The sequence below is a fragment of the Betaproteobacteria bacterium genome (genome assembly GCA_009693245.1).
GTDB lineage: Bacteria > Pseudomonadota > Gammaproteobacteria > Burkholderiales > SHXO01 > SHXO01.
This window is the reverse complement of the sequence record SHXO01000082.1, coordinates 1-14,576: the sequence shown is the minus strand read 5'-3', so window position 1 is coordinate 14,576 and position 14,576 is coordinate 1. Positions and strand designations below refer to the sequence as shown.

Annotated in this window: 13 protein-coding genes; 5 read left to right on the top strand and 8 right to left on the bottom strand. The window is 59.5% G+C overall.

Annotated features, from left to right (window positions below; genetic code table 11):
* Positions 1-248 (bottom strand): TIGR00645 family protein (locus EXR36_12765; protein MSQ60479.1); only part of this gene is annotated, 248 nt, incomplete at its 3' end.
* 20 nt (positions 249-268) lie between these two features.
* On the opposite strand from EXR36_12765, the gene EXR36_12760 reads away from it, so the two are divergent.
* Positions 269-1,438, top strand: a complete 1,170-nt coding sequence (locus EXR36_12760) for a DNA polymerase IV (protein MSQ60478.1) — start codon at positions 269-271, stop codon at positions 1,436-1,438.
* Here EXR36_12760 and EXR36_12755 read toward each other — a convergent pair.
* Positions 1,435-2,898, bottom strand: a complete 1,464-nt coding sequence (locus EXR36_12755; protein ID MSQ60477.1) for an NAD(P)H-hydrate dehydratase — start codon at positions 2,896-2,898, stop codon at positions 1,435-1,437. The genes EXR36_12760 and EXR36_12755 overlap by 4 nt on opposite strands.
* Positions 2,899-3,042: 144 nt before the next feature.
* Here EXR36_12755 and EXR36_12750 point away from each other — a divergent pair, with 144 nt between their 5' ends.
* Entirely contained in the window at positions 3,043-6,969 is a 3,927-nt protein-coding gene (locus tag EXR36_12750; GenBank protein ID MSQ60476.1) for a phosphoribosylformylglycinamidine synthase, read from the top strand.
* 87 nt (positions 6,970-7,056) lie between these two features.
* Here the strand turns inward: EXR36_12750 and EXR36_12745 are convergent, their stop codons facing one another.
* Genes EXR36_12745 through EXR36_12735 form a run of 3 tightly spaced genes read right to left on the bottom strand, consistent with a single transcriptional unit; the run spans position 7,057 to position 8,768 of the window.
* Positions 7,057-7,872 (bottom strand): peptidylprolyl isomerase, encoded by an 816-nt coding sequence (locus tag EXR36_12745; protein MSQ60475.1) that lies wholly within the window; start codon positions 7,870-7,872, stop codon positions 7,057-7,059.
* A gap of 58 nt (positions 7,873-7,930) precedes the next feature.
* Positions 7,931-8,212, bottom strand: coding sequence for a BolA family transcriptional regulator (locus EXR36_12740; protein MSQ60474.1), 282 nt, complete (start codon positions 8,210-8,212; stop codon positions 7,931-7,933).
* 7 nt (positions 8,213-8,219) lie between these two features.
* Positions 8,220-8,768: a septation protein A gene (locus EXR36_12735; GenBank protein ID MSQ60473.1), complete on the bottom strand. Its 549-nt coding sequence runs from the start codon at positions 8,766-8,768 to the stop codon at positions 8,220-8,222.
* 170 nt (positions 8,769-8,938) lie between these two features.
* Between EXR36_12735 and EXR36_12730 the strand changes: the two genes are divergently transcribed.
* The 3 genes from EXR36_12730 to EXR36_12720 are packed head-to-tail and all read left to right on the top strand — an operon-like array spanning position 8,939 to position 10,695.
* Positions 8,939-9,343, top strand: coding sequence for a carboxymuconolactone decarboxylase family protein (locus EXR36_12730; protein MSQ60472.1), 405 nt, complete (start codon positions 8,939-8,941; stop codon positions 9,341-9,343).
* A 15-nt stretch (positions 9,344-9,358) separates the two neighbouring features.
* Positions 9,359-10,060, top strand: coding sequence for a nitroreductase (locus tag EXR36_12725; protein ID MSQ60471.1), 702 nt, complete (start codon positions 9,359-9,361; stop codon positions 10,058-10,060).
* A 38-nt stretch (positions 10,061-10,098) separates the two neighbouring features.
* Entirely contained in the window at positions 10,099-10,695 is a 597-nt protein-coding gene (locus EXR36_12720; GenBank protein MSQ60470.1) for a lipocalin-like domain-containing protein, read from the top strand.
* A gap of 98 nt (positions 10,696-10,793) precedes the next feature.
* Here the strand turns inward: EXR36_12720 and EXR36_12715 are convergent, their stop codons facing one another.
* From EXR36_12715 to EXR36_12705, 3 genes are all read right to left on the bottom strand, one after another.
* Entirely contained in the window at positions 10,794-11,351 is a 558-nt protein-coding gene (locus EXR36_12715; protein MSQ60469.1) for an FkbM family methyltransferase, read from the bottom strand.
* A gap of 273 nt (positions 11,352-11,624) precedes the next feature.
* Positions 11,625-14,327 carry an aconitate hydratase AcnA gene (gene acnA, locus EXR36_12710; protein MSQ60468.1) on the bottom strand — a complete coding sequence of 901 codons (2,703 nt, stop codon included), beginning with the start codon at positions 14,325-14,327 and terminating at the stop codon, positions 11,625-11,627.
* Positions 14,328-14,432: 105 nt separating this feature from the next.
* Positions 14,433-14,576 (bottom strand): IS3 family transposase (locus tag EXR36_12705; GenBank protein MSQ60467.1); only part of this gene is annotated, 144 nt, incomplete at its 5' end.

The window sequence follows — 14,576 nt, the reverse complement described above, 5'->3', positions numbered from 1 at the left end:
GTTTCGTTGAGCTTCTGCGGCTTGGTCATGCCTTCCACGGCCACGGCCGATATGATGTGGTCCAAGGATCCCTGGTTCCCCATCACCGCCCAGATCAAATCCGATAATTCCACCCAGAAGTGCCATACGTACACGCCTTGCGCGAGAATCAAACCTAGGTACAAGGGCAGTTGTAGCCAGCGGCTCGCGAATATCAGGGCCGGTAGCGGCCGCAGGGCGTGAGCTTCGTTGGGAGAGGAGATTTTCATGGATGATCTGGGCGCAGTTGATGGGCGCGGATTCTAACCAATCGGTGAAGCGGCGCATCGCTCACTTGGATATGGACGCCTTTTATGCTTCCGTGGAATTGCTGCGCTACCCCCAACTCAAAGGTTTGCCCGTGGTGATCGGTGGTGCGCGTGCGCGCGCCAGAGTGACACCAGAACAACCAGTGGCGGAGTTTCCCCGCTTGCGTGATTACGCAGGGCGCGGGGTGGCCACTACAGCAACGTACGAAGCGCGCGCCCTGGGGGTGCATTCGGCCATGGGGCTCATGAAGGCGGCAGCCCTCGCACCCCACGCGATACTTCTTCCGGCGGATTTCGATGAGTACCGCAGGTTTTCGCGACTGTTCAAGGCCGCGGTAGCGCAAGTGGCACCCCACATCGAAGACCGCGGCATCGATGAGATTTACATCGATCTCACCGAAGTGGGGGGTGATACCGTGAAATTAGCACAGCGCATCAAGGACAGCGTGCGCGCGGCCACGGGCTTGTCTTGTTCCATCGGAGTGACGCCCAACAAGCTCCTTTCCAAGATCGCTTCGGAGCTGGATAAGCCAGACGGGCTCACCGTGCTGGGTCATGACGATCTTGCGGTGCGTATCTGGCCTCTGGAGGTTCGAAAAATTAACGGAGTGGGCCCAAGGGCGAGCGAGAAACTCGAAGCGCTCGGCATACACAACATCGGCCAACTCGCCGCGGCGCCTATCGAGGTGCTGGCCGCGCACTTTGGCCGGCGCCAATCGCGCTGGTTGTTGGATGCCGCCCACGGACGCGACGACCGGCCCGTGGTGATGCAAAGCGAACCGAAGTCCATCAGCCGGGAAACCACATTCGAGCGCGACTTGCACCCAGTGGCGGACCGGGCAGCGCTCTCTACTATCTTGCTGGATCTATGCGAGCGTTTGAGCGCTGATCTTGCTCGTAAGGGCTACGCCGCCAAGACCATCGGCGTGAAACTGCGCCACGCGGATTTTCGCATCGTCACGCGCGATACTACGATGGACACGCCTACCCGCGACGCACAGCGAATTCGAAGCGCGGCACGGGAGTGCCTCCGGCGAGTGGCGCTCGGCCAGCGATTGCGATTGCTAGGCGTGCGTGCCAGTTCGCTGGTGCCAGAGCAGCACATGCAGGTCCCCGCGCAAGCCGAGCGCAGCGGTAGCTTGTTCGGCTAAGACTGGTTGATTAAGTCGCGGGCGGCATCGATGGTTTCGCTTGCCGTGAGACCAATAGGTCCGATACCCTTGCTCACCAGTACATCGGCGGCTTTGCCGTGAAGCTGAACCGCGCCCAATAGTGCCTTTTGCGCCTCCACCCCTTGCGCGAGCAGCGCACCGATAAATCCCGTAAGCACGTCCCCCGAACCGGCGCTAGCCAATCCTGGATTTCCCGAGCGGTTGATGAACCAAAGGCCTTCGGGGGTAGCGCACACCGACCCCGCCCCCTTTAATACGACATAGGCGGTGAGATCCTTGGCCAGCGTGATGGCCACTGGCACCCGGTCACCTTGGACCTCCTCGACCGTACCGCCTAGCAGGCGAGCCGCCTCCGCTGGATGCGGTGTCACGATGGTTGGCACCGAGCGAGCTTGGCATTGCTCGCGCAGCGATGTGTCGCTGGCGATGAGGTTAAGCGCATCGGCGTCGATCACCATGGGGCGCCCGGCCGGTAACAGCCGGTGCAAGATGTCCCGCGCCCCCTCGGAGGTGCCAAACCCTGGCCCCACGGCATAGGCGCTGATGTGGGGAAGAGCTAGGATGTCAGCCGCATTGCGCAGCATCAGCTCCGGGTTCAGCAGGTCTACCTGGGGTGCGGGGCCCAGGAAGCCCGCGTAGACGCGCCCTGCACCCAGCCTGAGCGCGGCCCTGCCCGCTAGCAAAACGGCTCCCGTCATTCCGGGCGCACCGCCTAGGAGACCCAGGGAGCCGAAGCTACCCTTGTGGGTGTTGAGGCGGCGCTTGGGCAGAAGAGCGCGCAAGATGCTTTCGTCAATCGTCCAGCCGCGAGGGGCCGGGAGCGATGCGAGGCCCAAGGTGTCCACCAGCACCTGGCCACAATGGTCCGGCCCATCCAGCGTGAGCAGTCCCGGTTTGAGCCCCAGAAAAGTCATGGTGTGGGTAGCCTGCACGGCGAGTCCCAGCACGCGACCGCTATCGGCGTGTAGTCCGCTCGGAATGTCCAGGGCGAAGCGCGGGCAAGTTTGCCGGTTGATGAGATGAATGAGGCTGGTGTAGGGCGGTGCTATATCCCGCTCCAAGCCAATGCCGAACAACGCGTCCACCACCAAGTCCCAGTCCCCGAGTCTGGGTGCCTCGGAAAACACGGCGCCGCCCTCCGCGCGCCATTCCATCAAGGCGCCCCGGGCATCCTTGGAAAGCTTGCTCTCGTCCCCCAGGAAGATCACGCTCACGTCGAAGCGCCAGCGCCGAAAATGGGTGGCCGCGACGAATCCATCGCCGCCGTTATTGCCAGGGCCTGCCAGCACCAGGATTCTCTTTTTGCCTTGGAGCAGATGGTCGCGGGCGTAGATGGCTGCCGCCAGACCAGCGCGCTCCATCAAAGTGGGCGTGTCTGGGTTAATGACGGCGCGGGCTTCGATGTCGCGAATTTCGTGGCTGCGGTAGATGGGTTCCATGCAAAAAGCCTCGGTTAAGTGCGTGGAGCAATTCCAAAAACGCAAACAAGCTGTTGAGTAGTAAGCGTTTTCGTAATAACTTATTGGGTTTTTACGGGTCCGGCGGCTATAATCGCGCCTTTGCCCTCGGGCCGCAACGACTCGATGTCACTTGTTCTTAAAATTCCCGGTCCTCTGGCTCTATCGCGTTTCCGCCTTGACAAGCTTTTAGGTGCCGCGCGCGAGCAGCTTCCAAAACTAGATTCCATTCGAGCGCGATTTTGGCATTTCGCCGAGCTGAGCCGGCCGCTAAGCACCACGGAGCGCGATGTCTTGTGGCGGATATTGACCTACGGCCATCCCGGCGAGGAGCCTGGTGAGCGGGCTCGCGTGCTGGTGGTGGTCCCGCGCTTAGGCACGATGTCGCCCTGGTCGTCGAAGGCGACGGATATCGCCCACTCGTGCGGTTTGGTGCCCGTGGTGCGTATCGAGCGCGGCATCGCTTATTCCCTCTACGCCCGCCAGGGATTGCAGTTGCAAAACGCGGATCTCAACGTGATTCGCCCCCTATTGTTCGATCGCATGACCGAGACGGTCATGAGTTCCGTGGAAGGCGCCCAGGCCATTTTCCGCCACATGAAGCCGCCTCCGCTCGTGACGATTCCGTTATTGCGCGCAGGCGAGGGCGCCTTGCATCGCGCCAACCTGGAGATGGGGCTCGCACTCTCCGAGGATGAGATCACTTACTTATCGGAGTATTTCCGGCGCATCGGGCGCGATCCGTCCGATGCCGAACTGATGATGTTCGCCCAGGCCAATTCCGAGCATTGCCGCCACAAGATATTCAACGCCACCTGGACCATCGATGGCGAGAAGCAGCCCCAGTCGCTCTTTCAGATGATCACCCACACCCACGCCGTGACGCCGGAAGGCACGCGCGTGGCTTACGCCGACAACGCAGCGGTGATCGAAGGCGCGGAAACAGATCGCCTGCTTCCCGACGCCAGCGGGCGTTACGCTTATATACGCGAACCCGCGCACATCTTGGTGAAGGTGGAAACCCACAATCACCCCACTGCCATCTCGCCCTTCGCGGGGGCCGCGACCGGAGCCGGTGGCGAGATTCGCGACGAAGCGGCCACGGGGAGGGGGGGCAAGCCCAAGGCCGGCCTCGTGGGCTTCTCCACCTCGCACCTGCGCATTCCGGAGGCGGGCCAACCCTGGGAGCGTGACCACTACGGTAAGCCCGATCGCATTGCCTCGGCATTGCAGATCATGTTGGAGGGCCCCATTGGGGCGGCGGCGTTCAACAACGAATTCGGCCGACCCAATCTATCCGGTTATTTCCGCACCTTCGAACAACAAGCCGAAGGCCAGGTGCGCGGTTATCACAAGCCCATCATGATCGCGGGCGGGGTAGGCAACATTCGCGAGAACCAGATCGAGAAATTGGAGTTTGGCCAGGGAGCCTTTCTCATTCAATTGGGCGGTCCCGGGTTGCTGATCGGGCTGGGGGGCGGAGCCGCCTCCAGCATGCAGTCTGGCAGCAACAGCGAAGACTTGGACTTCGATTCGGTCCAGCGCGGCAACCCGGAAATTCAGCGCCGCGCCCAGGAGGTGATCGACCGCTGCTGGGCCTTGGGCGAGCGCAATCCCATATTGTCCATTCACGACGTGGGCGCGGGCGGGCTGTCCAACGCCTTGCCAGAACTCGTGCACACGGCCGCGTGCGGCGCGACCTTCGAGTTGCGCGATATCCCCAATGAAGACCCCGGCATGTCGCCCATGCAAATTTGGTGTAACGAGGCGCAAGAGCGCTACGTGCTCGCCGTGCATTCGGACCGGCTGCAAATCTTCCGCGACATCTGCGTGCGCGAGCGCTGTCCCTACGCCATCATCGGAGACGCCACGCCCGACCATCAATTGGTGGTCGAGGACGCGCAGTTCGGCAACAAGACCGTGGACATGGAGCTTCCCGTGTTGTTGGGTAAGCCTCCGCGCATGCTTCGGGAAGCGCGCCGTCTTGCGAGAATCTTGCTGCCACTGGACTTGTCCGAGATGAGTCTCGCGGAGGCGCTGCCGCGCGTGTTGCGCTTCCCGGCCGTGGCCAACAAGACTTTTCTGGTGACCATCGGCGACCGTTCCGTGGGGGGATTAAGCGCGCGTGATCCAATGGTGGGCCCTTGGCAAGTGCCGGTGGCGGATGTGGCGGTGACACTATCCGGATTCACCAATTACCGTGGCGAAGCCTATGCCATCGGCGAACGAACTCCGCTGGCGCTCATCGATGCACCGGCTTCGGGACGCATGGCCATCGCCGAGGCCATCACCAACATCGCCGCCGCGCGCATCGAAAAACTTTCTCAGGTGAAATTTTCGGCCAATTGGATGGCTTGCGCCGGCCATCCCGGCGAGGACGCGGATTTGTACGATACCGTGAAGGCCGTGGCCCTGGAATTATGTCCAGCATTGGGGGTGAGTATTCCCGTGGGCAAGGATTCCATGTCCATGCGAACCACCTGGAGCGAGGAGTCCGAGGAGAACGCCGGTGTCGCATCGGCCACCATCAAGAAAGAGGTGATCGCGCCAGTCTCCCTGATTGCCTCCGCCTTCGCGCCCAGCATGGATGCGCGCAAGACGCTCACGCCGCAGTTGCGTGCCCTCAACGAGGATACGTCCCTCATCCTGATCGACCTCGGTAACGGCAAGGCCCGCCTGGGCGGTTCGGCGCTGGCGCAAGTCTACGGCCAGTTGGGAAATGACTGTCCGGACGCGGACCGTGCGGAGCAACTCAAGGCCTTCTTCGAGTGCATCCAGGCGCTCAATGACAGAGGCGATGTGCTGGCCTATCACGACCGCTCCGACGGCGGTTTGATCGTCACCTTGTGCGAGATGATGTTCGCCACCCACGTAGGCATCACCGCCGATATTACTGAGTTGTGCGCGCAGTCCGCGCCCCTGGCGGTACTCTTCAACGAGGAACTGGGTGCTGTCGTGCAAGTGCGGGACAAACGCCTCTACGCCGTGCGCAAGAAATTCGAGCGCCATGGCCTGGCGGATTGCCTTCACCTCATCGGCGGCATCAACACGGCGGGCGAACTCAGCATCGAGCGCGATGGCGAACAACTCTATCGCGAGTCAGGCATTGCGCTGATGCGGGCATGGTCGGAAACCACCTATCACATGCAGCGCCTGCGCGATCATCCTGCTTGCGCGCAGGAGGAATTCGACCGCATCCTGGATGCCGCCGATCCTGGGCTCCACGCCAAACTCACATTCAAGTTGAACGAGGATATCGCCGCACCGTTCATCAAGCGCGGCGCGCGCCCGGCCATCGCCATCTTGCGCGAGCAAGGCGTCAACGGGCAGATCGAAATGGCCGCGGCCTTCGACCGGGCCGGCTTCGCCGCCGTGGACGTGCACATGACGGATTTGGCATCGGGCAGGCGCTCACTCCGGGAGTTTCGCGGATTCGCCGCCTGTGGCGGATTCTCCTACGGCGACGTGCTGGGGGCCGGGGAGGGCTGGGCCAAGTCCATCTTGTTCCACCCGCGCCTACGAGAGGATTTCGACCGGTTCTTCAACCGCCGCGATTCTTTCGCCTTGGGCGTTTGCAACGGCTGCCAGATGCTGAGCAACCTGCGAGAACTCATTCCAGGGACCAGCCACTGGCCGCGCTTCGTTCGCAATCGTTCCGAGCAGTTCGAGGCACGTTTGGTGATGGTGGAGATTTTGTCCAACCCTTCGTTGCTATTTCAAGGCATGGCGGGTAGCCGCATGCCGGTGGTCACTTCCCATGGCGAAGGGCGCGCCGAATTCGAAGATGATGCCCAACTGCGCGCCGCAAGCGGGTATGTGGCCGTACGCTACGCGGACAATCGCGGGCAGGTCGCGGAGACCTATCCGTACAACTCCAACGGCTCCCCGCAAGGCATCACGGGACTCACAAATACCGACGGCCGCTTTACCGTTCTCATGCCGCATCCCGAGCGCGTGTTTCGTACCGTACAAAACTCCTGGCATCCCGAGGAGTGGGGCGAGGACGGTCCATGGATGCGCATGTTCCGAAACGCGAGAGTGTGGGTCGGCTAAGTACTACACCTACGGCATGAACCACAGAGACACAGAGGAACACCATTTTTCTCTGTTTCTCTGTGGTGAGGTTTTTCTTCTCTCTTACTACTCCACCTTTGCCGCGGCCTTGAGGTCGGCGATGTATTTGTCGCGCTTCTGAATCATCACCTGCTGTTGGACCTTGTCCTTCACTTCTTCCAGCGCGGGGAAGGGGATGGGGCGTTCGTCTTCCAGCCGGATGATGTGATAACCGAATTGCGACTTCACCAGTTGCTGGGTGTATTCGCCTTTCTTGAGCTGCGTCATGGCTTCGGAAAACTCCTTCACGAAGCCGCTGCCGTCATTCCATTCCAGCAGGCCGCCTTGTTTCTTCGAGCCGCCGTCTTCGGACTTGGTCTTGGCCAGTTGCTCGAAATTCTTGCTCTTGGCCTTGTTGAGGCTGGCGAGCGTGGCTTTGGCGGTTTTCTCGTTCTTGATGAGAATGTGGCGCGCCAGATATTCCTTCCTCAGGCCACCGCCCGAGGCCATCTGTTTCGCTTTCTCGTATTCGACGGTGACCTCCTCGTCCGTGGGTGCATTCTTGGCGGCAAATTCTTCGAATAGGGCTCGAATCAAGAACTCCTGCCTGGCCATTTCTACTTGGGCCGTGAGCTCCGGGGTATTGTCCAACCCGCGCTTCGAGCCTTCTTGCGACAAGATTTCGCGGTTGATGAGCGCCTCCTTGATTTGCTTGCGCAGTTCCGCATCGTCCTTCTTGCCTTGCGCCGCTTGAATTTTCACCACGTATTCCAGGCGGGCCTGGGGTATGGCTACGCCGTTGACGACGGCAACGTTGTTGCTATCCTCCGCGCGCGCCGTGGAGAGGGTGGCTCCCAAGAGCGCGATGGCGAGGGGCACGATGGCGATGGTTCTTAAGTACATGAAATATCCTTTGCTGGTCTGTGTAAGAAAACTTTCTGGCTTCGTGGTGCAACGCCGTTTAGTGCGAAAACATCCGATTCAGTTCCTCCGGTGTTTGGGCGGTGATGGCGAGCGCGTGGATGCTGCCGTTCATCAAGTCCCCGACCGCGGCGTAGACCATGCGATGTCTTGCCAGGGTGGTTTTTCCGGCGAATAACTTGGACACGATGAATAAGCGGTAATGCCCCCCGGCGCCCTTGGCGCCAGCATGTCCCGCATGCTCATGACTCTCGTCGTGCAGTTCAATGGTCTCTGGTTGCAGGCTTTCCAGGCGCTGCTGGATGATGTCGTGCGTGCTCACGGTGTGCCTATGACTTTTCCTCTTCGGGTGGCATGTGCTTGGAGAGCAAATAGCCTTGCGCGAGAACGAATACGAGCATTAGTCCCGTGGCACCGAACATCTTGAAATTGACCCAGGTCTTCTCCGCGTAATTGAATGCCACGTAAAGATTCAACACGCCCATGAATGCGAAGAAAACCGCCCAACTGAAATTCAGCCGCGCCCATACGGAATCGGGCAGGGTGATCTGCTTTTCCATCAGCTTGCGTATCAAATTCTTGCCGAAAAACCAATACGACACCATCAAGGCGGTGGCGAACCCCCAGTACAACACGGTGGGCTTCCACTTGATGAAGGTGGCATCGTGCAGCAACAACGTGGCGCCGCCAAATACAACGATCAGCGCGAGGCTGAACAACAACATCTGGTCGATCTTCCCGTACTTCCACTTTGCCCAGGCCACCTGCGCGACTGTCGCGGCGATCGTCACGCTGGTGGCGAGGTAAATGTCCTGCCCCGAACCATAGTAGGCGATGAAGAATAAGATGACCGGAAACGTATCGAACAAAAGCTTCATGCAACAAATCCGCCGGGCGAAAGGCGCGCATTATGATCGCTAAGGCTGGGGCTGTCTAATAAGTGCGGGTGGGCGTATTTCACGCGCGGCGGGCGAGGAGGATGATGAGCCGCGAAGGCGCCCGGTGGTACACTCGGCCAACTTTCGTGAGTGGAGTTACGGAGCGGGCCATGGCACAAGTCAAACTGGTTAATGACGAGGACGCCTCGCCGCGGGCGAGAAAGGTCTTCGAGGATATTCGCGCAACGCGCAAGACCGATTACGTGAACAACATCTGGCGGGCGCTTGCCGTGCATCCGCCCATGCTGGAACGATTCTGGGGATGGATGAAGGAAGTCATGGTCAAGGAGAGCAGGCTGGATCCCATGACCAAGGAGTTCATATACCTGGCCGTGAGCATCACGAATAATTGCGAGTACTGCATCAACTCCCATATCGCGGCAGCCCGCAAAAAAGGAATGGATGACGAAATGCTCGCCGAGTTGGTGGAGATCGTGGCCCTCGCCAACGCCGGTAACCGCCTCACAACGGGTTTGCAAGTGGAAGTGGATGCGCGGTTCAAGCCCGTTGGCTAGGGGCTAGGGCAAAGCATGAACCCCCAGCCTCCAGCCCCCAGCCCCTGCCCCCCAATGCACGTCGAACAAGCCATCCGCACCCGTTACAGCGCGCGCCGTTTTCTTTCCAAACAGGTTCCGCGCGAAACGATCCAGAAAATCCTGGACATCGCTCAGCAAACCCCGTCTTGGTGCAACACTCAGCCGTGGCAATTGACCTTGCTGAGCGGCGCGGCGCAGGAGCGCTTTCGCGCATCCCTTTACGATCATGCGCGTAGCGGTGCTACCCCCAATCCGGATTTTCCGTTTCCCGAGGCCTATTTGGGGATCTACCGCGAGCGCCGCAAGGTGTGCGGTGTGCAGCTCTACGAATCCGTCGGAGTCAAAAAGGACGACAAGGCCGGGGCCCGCGAGCAGGCCTTGGAGAATTTTCGTTTGTTCGGCGCCCAGCATACATTGATCATGACCACGGATGAAGCCCTTGGTATTTACGGCGCCATCGATTGCGGGCTATACACCGGAACATTTCTGTATGCGGCCAAGAGTTTGGGCGTGGATACCATCGCGCAAGCGGCGCTGGCTTCCTATCCCGATTTCTTGCGCAAGTTTTTTGGATTGGCGCCCGAGCGAAAAGTAGTGTGCGGTATCTCCTTTGGTTACGCGGATGCGGATCACGCCGTTAATTCCTACCGCACAGGCCGTGCCTCCTATTCCGAGGCGGTGACCTTTCTGGAGTAGTGCCATTGCCCGCGGTTGGCAAAACGAGTGAATGGGATATGTGTTTCCGGTTCGCCCGGCGTAAGGCGAGAGCGTATCGGTTTACCCTGGCCCCATTTCAATATCGAGGAGCGAAAGTGAAGGAAATCAAGAAAATCCTGTCTGGCATGATGATGCTGGCGGCGGTAAGCCCCGGCGCTTTTGCCGAGCCCGGGCCGCTGGAGCAGGCGCTCATCGGCACTTGGCGCATTGCGGATTACGTGGCCGTGCGGGAAGATGGCGACGAAGTGCGCCCCATGGGTAAAGACTTGGCGGGCTACATCATGTACGCGGCAGACGGGCACCTGTCCGTCAACCTCATGAAGCCCGGGCGGCCCAAGTATGCATCGGGGGACATCATGCAATCCACCACGGAGGAGCGCGCTGCCGCCGCCGAAGGGTACTTCGCCTACGCGGGCACCTTCAAAGTGGACGAAGCCAATCGCATCGTTATTCACCTCGTGCTCTACAGTCTGATGCCCAATTGGGTGGATACCGAGCAACGCCGCATGATTTTCCTGGACGGCGATAAGCTGGAGCTACGTAGTCCCGGTCCGGTGATAGTGGCGGGGGATAAGCGGGTGTTACGAATTCTGTGGGAACGGGCGAAGCGCTAGCGGGGTGGAGATTTTGGGCGGACGTGTGAAGGTCCCCAAGAGATGCTCGCCCCGAGCAACGCCGAAGGGTGAAGGGCGGATTAGGCTAATTAATCAGTTCAAGATTTGAAGCGGGTTGCGTAGATCATCGGACCTGACTCCAAAGCGCTATATCCGTTATCGCGCAGAAACGCTGCAAGTGCGGATTGGTTCTGAGTCTTGTCATCGATGTTATGACATTCGACGACAATTCGGTGGCAATTGGGCAGCACTGCCTTGCCACGATAAAGAATCTCGTATTCGGCCCCCTCGCAATCCAGTTTGAGCAGGTCTATGGGTTGGCAAACGTGCGTGCCGGCGACAGTTTGTAGATCAACGCAATCTACCTTGAGATTGCTGGCATCTTTACTTTCGCTTGTGTTCAGGTCGTCAATTCTGGCTGCGGTTGTGAACTCCTGGGTGCTGTTCAGACGGAACTCGCGCGCACCTGATTCCCCGCTAACGCCAAGGCAAAAAATGCGAACAGAAGACAACCTATTCGCGGCAACATTCTTGGCAAGTTGCGAATAGTTAGCCGGAATGGGCTCATACGCGAAGATGCGCTGGGCCTTGAACTCATGGATGGCGAAGAGGGTAAAAAAGCCTACGTTCGCACCGATATCCACCACATTTGCCAAGCGACTGAGAGGCTAGAAGCCTCTGGAGTAGGCCCCGGAAAAGAAGATTTCCTTGAACTCCACGATAAGCTGAGCCGGAACGAAAACTTGTAATCCGGATCGCGTGTGAAACTCCAGCTCGGTAGCATTTACGAGCCCGCACTTGAAGCGAAAGTACAAAGGCCAGTTGGCAAAAGCCTGAAGTAAATTCCAATACCTCATGGGGTTCTCGGTATCTCTGGCCGCGAAGGACGTGGCTCAAGGCTCAACACGAATCATTCGCTCACGCTAGTCTTATGCCGCCTTGAGAATATCCCTCAACACATACGGCAGGATGCCGCCGTGCCTGTAATAGTCCACCTCGATGGGTGTATCGATTCGCGACAGCACCTTGACGTGTTGGGTTTCGCCGTTGGCCCGTTTGATGGCGAGGGTCAGCCCTTGTTGGGGGATGACCGGGTCCAGGCCTTGGATGCTGATTTCTTCTTCGCCGGTGATCCCAAGGCTCTGAGCGGAATCGTCACCAAGGAGTTGCAATGGAAGCACGCCCATGCCCACCAAGTTGGAACGGTGGATGCGCTCGAAGCTGCGTGCCACCACGGCCTTGACGCCGAGTAGCTGCGTGCCCTTGGCCGCCCAGTCGCGTGAGGAGCCGGTTCCGTATTCTTCACCCGCGAAGATCACCGTGGGCATACCTTCATCGATGTACTTCATCGCGGCATCGTAGATGGTCATGGGCTCGCCGCTGGGTTGGAACAAGGTGAGGCCGCCCTCGATTCTGGAGCCGTCTGGTTTGGGCGGAAGCATGAGGTTTTTGATGCGTACATTGGCGAAAGTGCCGCGCATCATCACTTCATGGTTGCCGCGCCGGGCGCCGTAGCTATTGAAATCGGCCTTCACCACACCGTTGCCCAGAAGATATTTGCCTGCCGGGGCGCTGTCCTTGATGGAGCCGGCCGGGCTGATGTGATCGGTGGTGACGGAATCACCGAACACGCCCAGCACGCGCGCGCCGGTGATGGCTCTCACCGCCGCGGGCTGCATGCCGAATTCTCCGAAGAAAGGCGGTTCGGCGATGTAGGTGGAAGCGGGCCAGTTATAGACTTGGCCGGTGGATGTGGGAACATCGTTCCACAGATCGTTGCCGTGGGTGAAGCCGCCATAAAGTGTTTGGAAGGTTTTCGGATCCATGGCGTATTTCAGGCAGTCATGGATCTCCTGGCTGGTGGGCCAGACGTCGCCGATCCAGACGTCTTTACCGTCCGATCCTTTTCCTAGCGGTTCGCTCATCAGATCCTTTAGCACCGTTCCCGCGATGGCGTAGGCTACCACCAGTGGCGGAGACGCCAAGAAGTTCGCGCGAAGATTGGCGTGAATACGCGCCTCGAAGTTGCGATTGCCAGAGAGCACGGCGGCGCACACGAGATCGTTCTTGACGATGGCGTCCTCGATGGTTTCGGACAAAGGCCCGGCGTTGCCGATGCACGTGGTGCAACCATAGCCCGCGAGATAGAAACCCAATTTCTCCAGGGAGGTTAGGAGGCCGGCTTTCGCCAAATACTCAGTCACCACGCGTGAGCCGGGTGCCAGCGAAGTCTTGATGTGCGGTTTGACGGTGAGCCCTTTCTCGGCGGCTTTCTTCGCGAGGAGTCCCGCGGCGATGAGCACGCTGGGGTTGGAGGTGTTGGTGCAAGAGGTGATGGCCGCGATCAGCACATCGCCCGAGCCGATCTCGATACCATCCTTGGTTGTGATGCGCAGCGCCAGGTCTTCGGCCTTCTTGGCGAACCCGTTTTCCGCCGCGGGCTTCTCGAAAAGGCTGGCGAACTGCGTCTTGACTTTTCCCAGATCGATGCGGTCTTGCGGGCGCTTGGGGCCAGCAAGCGAGGGCGTCACCGTGGATAGATCTAGATCCAGGGTCTGGGAGTAATCGATGTCGCCGGCCTTGGGCACCCCATAGAGTTTCTGGGCCTTGAAGTAGGCGGCGAAGGCCTGAATTTCTTCCTTGGTGCGGCCCGTGCCTTCGAAATATTTCACCGTGACGTCGTCCACGGGGAAGAAGCCCATGGTGGCGCCGTACTCGGGCGCCATGTTGGCGATGGTGGCACGGTCGGGCAGGGCGAGATTTTCCACGCCCTCGCCAAAGAACTCGACGAACTTGCCCACCACCTTGGCCTTGCGCAACATTTCGGTGATGGTGAGCACCAGATCGGTTGCGGTCACGCCGCCCCGCAACTTTCCAGTGAGGTGCACCCCCACCACATCGGGAGTCAGGAAGTACACGGGTTGCCCCAGCATGCCGGCCTCAGCTTCGATGCCGCCCACGCCCCATCCCACGACACCGATGCCGTTGATCATGGTGGTGTGGGAGTCCGTGCCTACCAAGGTATCCGGGTAATACACCCCGCCCTTGTTGTGCACGCCACGCGCGAGGTATTCCAGGTTCACCTGATGCACGATGCCGATGCCGGGTGGCACCACTTTGAAAGTGTCGAAGGCTTGCATGCCCCACTTCATGAACTGGTAGCGCTCGCCATTGCGCTCGAATTCCAGCGCCATATTCTTGCGCAGCGCATCCGCCGAACCATAGTGATCGATTTGAACGGAGTGATCCACCACGAGATCCACGGGAACCAGAGGCTCGATCACCTTCGGATTCTTGCCCATGCGGCTTGCCACGCCGCGCATCGCGGCGAGGTCGACGAGTAGCGGAACGCCGGTGAAGTCTTGCAATACGATACGTGCGACCACGAATGGAATCTCATCGGTTCTGTCCGCGTTGGGCTTCCAGTTGGCTAGCTGGCGTACATGTTCTTCGGTGACTTTCTTGCCGTCGCAGTTGCGCAGCACGGATTCCAGCACGATGCGGATGGAAACGGGCAGGCGCGAGATTTTTCCTACCTTCGCCTTCTCCAGAGCGGGCAGCGAATAGAATTTTCCGGTTTTGCCGGGGGCGGGTTTGAACTCCTGGAGGGTGTTGTGCAAATTGTGGGGCATGGATTACCTTGATTGAGGGTCTATGGAAATGATCTGATTGAGGGTTTCACACGCGATCGCAAAGACTGAACTTGCCCCTGTTTGACGTACATCTTAGCAACCCGATTATGCGGCCTTTTTGAACTGTGCCGCGTGCCAGTTTTGTTCAAACTGCATGGGACTGACACACCCTAAGGTTGAATGCAATCTGCGGTGGTTGTAGAAAGTCATCCAGTCAATCACCTCATCCATGGCCTGCCTGCGGGTCTG